Here is a 5,797-nt window from a genome sequence, read left to right on the forward strand (position 1 = left end):
CTCAGACTGGCAGCAGGAGATATACGCATGATAGATAGCGATCTGCAGGCCACAAGTCGTAGTGGAGAGGCCCTGCTGGGTCGGTTGACGGAAGTGGGGTTCGTTGTCCCAGTTATTACACGCGCCGGAGAACAATGGGAATGATAAATCGAAAAAGTGCACCTCAATTAGGGGTAGGAATGGATATGCCATGGGGCACGGAGCACGGATTTGAGGCTTTTCAGACTGGTGATGCCGTCACCCCAAATATAAAGGCTTTTTTTGAACTGAATGCACATTATTTTCGTCATGTGTTTCTAGCTTTTCAGCCGAAGAGCAGGGCGACGCTGAAGGCCGAGGATTACTTCCCCGCATTCGAGTCGTTCTTCGATTGCTGCCATAACATCCCTGAGCGAGCTCTTCATCATACGATGCTGAATCTGGCCGGGGAGGAGCGCTATGCGCGCGGTGCTCTGATCGAATTTACCAACCGGTTAGTCGAGCGTTTTGATATCCGTTGGATCAACGAGGATGTCGGTATTTGGTCGTTACACGGAAAGGCGCTTCCCTATCCCTTGCCCCCTATTCTGACCGAGCGTTCTCTTTCGCTGGCCGTGGCAACCGTCCAGGAAGTCAAGCGACAATTAGCCGTACCATTGATTCTGGAGTTCCCTGGGTTTACCGAAGGGAGCGCCATCATAATTGGAGACATGCATGCGTATGACTACTTCCGCGTGTTGGCTGATGAAACGGACTCGCTGGTGAATCTAGACACGGGTCATCTAATCAGTTACCAATACTTGAAAGGGAGTCGGGGGGAGGATTTGGGGGGCGAAATTGATCGTCTGCCGTTAGCGCGCTGTTTTGAAATACATCTTGCGGGCTCGGAATTGTCGCCGACCGGCTTTCACGATATGCATCACGGTATTTTGCTGCCGCAACAACTAACACTACTAGACTGTCTGATTCCACGCTGTTCCAAGCTTCACGCCGTAACTTATGAGGATCCACGTTTCACGCAAAACGGTATTTTGTTGGAGCCGACGAGGCCGAGCTTTGAGCTGCTTCGCCAAATCATGACCACTCCGAGCGTGATGTGACATGGATACAGAAATTCAACTTCTTTACCGTTTAGTGTTCTCCCGAACATTTAGACAATCACTGGCCGACATGTCCATGGACCAGCGCAAGGCTTTTTTGCGTGGCTGGGGTGTGCCCATGGAATTCCTAGATTTGGCCGAAGTAAGCCGATTCGCGGATCTGACAAAAAATATGCTCATTGCGGGGCTGGACCGCGGAGGTTCAGAACTGAGGTCCAGCTATGCAGCGAGCCTGCGAATTCTCGAAGAGCAAGGTATTAATGAGGACGAGACCTTCGATCGATTTCTGGAGTCGCGCGCATTCGATAAATTTATTGAAATCGAGTCCCATGGGCAAAGTTTCTGTTTGGAGGAAGCCTTTTATCGCTTTGCAAGCATGGAACTCCCCAGATACTTCAACAGCTGCGACGCGGGGCTCACCCTCGTTCACGAGTCGCTCCACTGCATTACTCGCAGGTTGGCAAGTCGCAGCATTTCTCCGGAATCCGTATGTCACCCGCTCCTCCGTTCGACCGGTTGCGGAAAAGGGGGAATTCTCTTGGCTCCGCGCCGTATTGTTCAGCCAGCGGGCACCGAATCAGCGCGGAACGGCTCCGACGAAGAGAATATCGTTTACTTTTATTTTGCAGGCCGATCATTCATTTGTGGAGAAATACCGCCATCCGCCCAGGCCATCATTGAGTTTGCAATGATGCTCGATGAACCCATTGCCACCCGCCGACGCTACGGAATTGAGATTGTTTTTCGTGGGAGTCGCGTCGCTCAGCGGTTGATCTCGCTTGGGATCGTTTAGCTCGAGGTGGTCATGAATCAGAGCAGCGTGTTAGATATTCGGCGGTTTAGCTCAATCTTTAAATCGGATATTGAGGTGGTTGATTTGGCTCTGGCGGTCTTACCACGGGCAGGGTGCTGCATAGGCGACAGTCTCGACGCAGGCCTTGCCAAATTACACTTGAAACGCCTACTCACAATTATGGTTCAACTTGAGAGGATTGATCAGGGAACGGTCTCCGAGAAAGCGAAGATGTATCTTCGTATACTCCATACCGCGTCCGACGATTTGCTCAGGAAGTATGTGACTAGTCCCTGCGTTTCGGGCGTGCTTTACAAGGTGCGCGACTGGACAAGTTTACGGCAAGTAATCGATGGCGAGCGGATTCTCAAGATGCTGGGCAATGCAATGTTGGACTTGGTTCTATGCAGTCGTGCGTCTTTCCATGGAAAAATTTCACTGCGCGCATCGGCGCGCGGTCGGATTGAATTGCCGCTCTGCGGGACCACGTTATGCATCTCCGGTATTGCCATCACTCCGGAGTTGGAGGTTGTCGTAAATGATAGGGAAATAGATATCCTTGATCAGCAAGGTACATCGCTTGGCAGGTTGTCACTTGACTGCAGGGCTAACCCAATTCCATCCGGAGTGCGATTCGAACCGCTGACACGAATTGCAAATTCATCGATTACGCTTGTACGCGATGCCGCCGATTTATATGAGCTTTACCCGCAAGACGATTCCAAGTTTCAGCGCTGCTTGGCAGACGACGAGACTTCAATTTTCGTGGATGCGTTGAATGGTTTGGCGTTGGTGCGGCGCCATTGGATCGAGGGATATGACGAAGTTATTGACACTATCCATCGAGTACTGCCATTGGAAAGTGACGGTACGCTGAATCCGAGAAATGAAAGCGTGCATGAGCTTCGCGGTTTGGTTGCCACGACCCCGCGTCCGTCATATTTGGCTGCGCAGATGTGGATGCACGAAAGTGGACATAACCGTTTTAGCACGATTTTGGATCTCTACGACATTTTGCCGCCCTGCGGCGAGTTGTTTTTTTCGCCCTTTGTCCAGCGCCTCCGTCCACCTAATGCTCTATTGCACGGTATCTTTTCATTCATTCGAGATATGGAAATTACTCGGCGATTGCGGGGGCAAGTCGATGAGATTCCAGGTTACTCCATGGAGCGGTATTTCCAAAAAAACTTGGAAAAGCTGCGTGCCGCGATGGACACGGTTCGCACCCAGTTTCAACCCACCCCGATGGGCGCTCGCCTGGTGGAAGGCTTTGAACACGCGATTCAACGGTTAAGCCAATGTTAGTCAACAGTTATTCAACGAGGCAGATCGCAAACTTCCGATGGGATCCATCGAATGGAGTACGGCGGAATAAATTGCCACCTGGCTTTAGCGCGCGCGGTAAGGAGTTGCTCCAACAAGCTGAGATTTTGTTAAGGGCTGTCGTGGCGTCTATCCGGCGTGAATCGCATCGGGTCATTTCGCTGACGCTCAGCGTAGGCATCGCCAGTCGTTCAACTCTTAACGGTTCTTACCCGAGGTACGAGGAATTCCTTTATCTCAATGCCGTTATTGATGGGCCGCGCTCGCTGATTCCATTTCTATGGCAGACGTCCAAGCAACAACTCGATCCATTGCAGCATCAGGCGTCAATCCTGCAGTGTCTACAGGGCGAATCCGATGCGGGGGAAAACGGAAAGGATTTCCATTCACATCGGATATTAGACATCATCCTCGATCCTTGGTGTGCGTCACTGTTCGTTCATGAGGTTCTTGGTCATACTTTGGAAGCAGATAATTTCCTCAACTACACCAAGCGGCGCGGCAAGGATTTCGGCGATAAATTGAGCGAATATCCGATCAACGTGATCGACGATCCTGCTGGTTCCTGTAACCGTGGCGGATACGCGATGGATGACGAAGGCACATCGGCTCGTTCTGTTTTGCTCGTAGCCGCTGGTGTTCTGAATGATGTTTTGTCCGATTCGGTCTCGGCGCGCAAGCTGGGCCGGCAGAGTAACGGACATGGGCGCCATACGGGCTTGGAACGACCGATACTGCCGCGTATGGGGACTACGGTCCTGTTAGGTGGGCACGATTCGCTAGACGAGCTTATCGCTGGCGTCGAAGCTGGTGTTCTGTGTATCGGTAACTGGGGTGGTGGATCTCAGGGAGATACCTTCGTGCTGAGGCCCGCGTATGGCCGTCTGATACAGCAGGGTGTAATCACCAATAGGTATATCCGTCGCTTTGATCTCATCGGCGACAAGTTTGAGACATTGAGTCGTCTAGACGGAGTCGGCCGCGATACCACTCTATTTACGCCGGTTTTTGGCTGCAACAAGGCAGGGCAAGACGACTTGCCCGTCGCCATGGGTGCACCGCATGTGCGCTTGCGTGAAGTCGGCCTTCGACCATTTTGAATCATATGAAGATAAAAATTTCTGGTGAGCTAGGATTCATCGTGTCTGTATCAAGCGCGGTGATACCGGGGGTTATGTCGACAGCGATGCTGTCCCTGGCATTTGGCGACATCGCAACTTTCTTCGACATCAGCTACCAAGTTCTGCAATGGCGCAATGTACTGTTCTTTAGCACGTTTGCCATTAGTATTCTTTACTTCAGTGCCGTGGTTCCGCGCTATGGGGCCAGACGGGCCTTGATTGCAGCACAGGTTCTATTCGTCGTTGCGGCATTCGTCGCATCTCTTACGTCAAACTGGATTGTTTTTCTCCTTGCCCAGACCTGCCAAGCAATCGCTGATGGCGTCATGGTGCCGGCGCAAATGTCACTACTGCGACACTATGTTGCCAAAGAACGTTGGGGATGGGCCTTCGGGTGGTTTCAAGGCACACTGGCTATCGCGACACTGATTGGACCTCTATCCGGTGCGTTATTGATCGCGCGGTTCGGCTGGCAAAGTATTCCTGCGGTATTAGCAATCTTACAGTCGATCCTTCTACTTATTTCGCTCCGCTTGCCGGTACAGGATGACTCGAACAACCCAGGTCAGCGGCCACCCGTGCTCAGCGCATTCATTCTATTCATGGGTCTGTGCCTTACACAATTGGCATTACAGTATATTGGCGACCATGTTACCTCGGTGATGTCGTGGCTATCAGCTGGAGGGTTGTGTGTCTTAATGGTTTTGTTCATATTGCGAGAGTGGTGCCTAGCGCGAGGAAAATTCCAGACTCTTGTACCTTGGCACTCCCTGAAAAATATATTTTTTTCTTTCGCGATTCTCAGGATTTTTTTGGTGTTTTTTGTTTCCAATGCGGCTTCATTACATCTGCCGACTGCCCTGCGCGCGATTTCCAGCATCACGGTTGCTGAGATCGGTACGGTCCTAACCGTTGCAGCATTGCTGAGTGCGATGCTGGAACCGATGTTGGGGCGTATAGCTGATCGCTGGGAGAGCGGTGCATTGGTGGTGGGCCTCACAGCCATGACATTGGCTACGAGTGGCTATTTCTTCGTGCAGCCATGGGGAGCACTTAATGCTCTGATTTTTGCGTCGCTGGGCGGCGTGATGGCCGCCGCTTTGTTCGGCCCAGCCCAATTTCGCATTGCGACATTATCTGTTGATGAATCCGAGCGTGACCATTTCATGGGTTTCTATATGTTCTGCCAGTTCATCAGTGGCGCATTCGCCGCTACGATTCTTGGTCATGTGATCGAAGACAGTGTGACCCATTCAATTTCCAGCGTTAGTTTTCATCGGTATGTGGCGATCTGTGTCAGCATGTTGGCCATTGCAACCCTGACTGGCATTGCATCGGAATACATGGCGCATCGTGCGCGGGGGGAGCTATGTTGTAGAGAGCCAGTGCCGTAGCCTAAAGCGGTAGCAGGCAATGTGCCGTTGCTACCGCCTTTCGCTACAACGACGGCGCCAAGGCGCGCCGGGCGTCGCTCGGGCTCA

5 protein-coding genes are annotated in these 5,797 nt (G+C 52.0%); all 5 read left to right on the forward strand.

Going from position 1 to position 5,797, the window contains the following annotated elements; all coding sequences use genetic code 11:
* Positions 1-179: 179 nt before the first annotated feature.
* From M0974_RS27245 to M0974_RS27265, 5 genes are read left to right on the forward strand one after another with little or no spacing between them, the layout of a single operon-like run.
* The gene (locus M0974_RS27245; RefSeq protein ID WP_297844476.1) at positions 180-1,079 is read left to right on the forward strand and encodes a DUF692 family multinuclear iron-containing protein; all 900 of its coding nucleotides are present in this window, start codon (positions 180-182) and stop codon (positions 1,077-1,079) included.
* A 1-nt stretch (position 1,080) separates the two neighbouring features.
* Positions 1,081-1,872, forward strand: a complete 792-nt coding sequence (locus tag M0974_RS27250) for a hypothetical protein (protein WP_297844478.1) — start codon at positions 1,081-1,083, stop codon at positions 1,870-1,872.
* A 12-nt stretch (positions 1,873-1,884) separates the two neighbouring features.
* Entirely contained in the window at positions 1,885-3,177 is a 1,293-nt protein-coding gene (locus tag M0974_RS27255; protein ID WP_297844481.1) for an HEXXH motif-containing putative peptide modification protein, read from the forward strand.
* Positions 3,171-4,295 (forward strand): TldD/PmbA family protein, encoded by a 1,125-nt coding sequence (locus M0974_RS27260; RefSeq protein WP_297844484.1) that lies wholly within the window; start codon positions 3,171-3,173, stop codon positions 4,293-4,295. Before M0974_RS27255 ends, M0974_RS27260 begins: the two co-directional genes overlap by 7 nt.
* A 5-nt stretch (positions 4,296-4,300) precedes the next feature.
* Entirely contained in the window at positions 4,301-5,710 is a 1,410-nt protein-coding gene (locus M0974_RS27265) for an MFS transporter (RefSeq protein ID WP_297844487.1), read from the forward strand.
* Positions 5,711-5,797: the final 87 nt, after the last annotated feature.

This window comes from Pseudomonas sp. (assembly GCF_026224925.1).
Lineage (GTDB): Bacteria > Pseudomonadota > Gammaproteobacteria > Pseudomonadales > Pseudomonadaceae > Aquipseudomonas.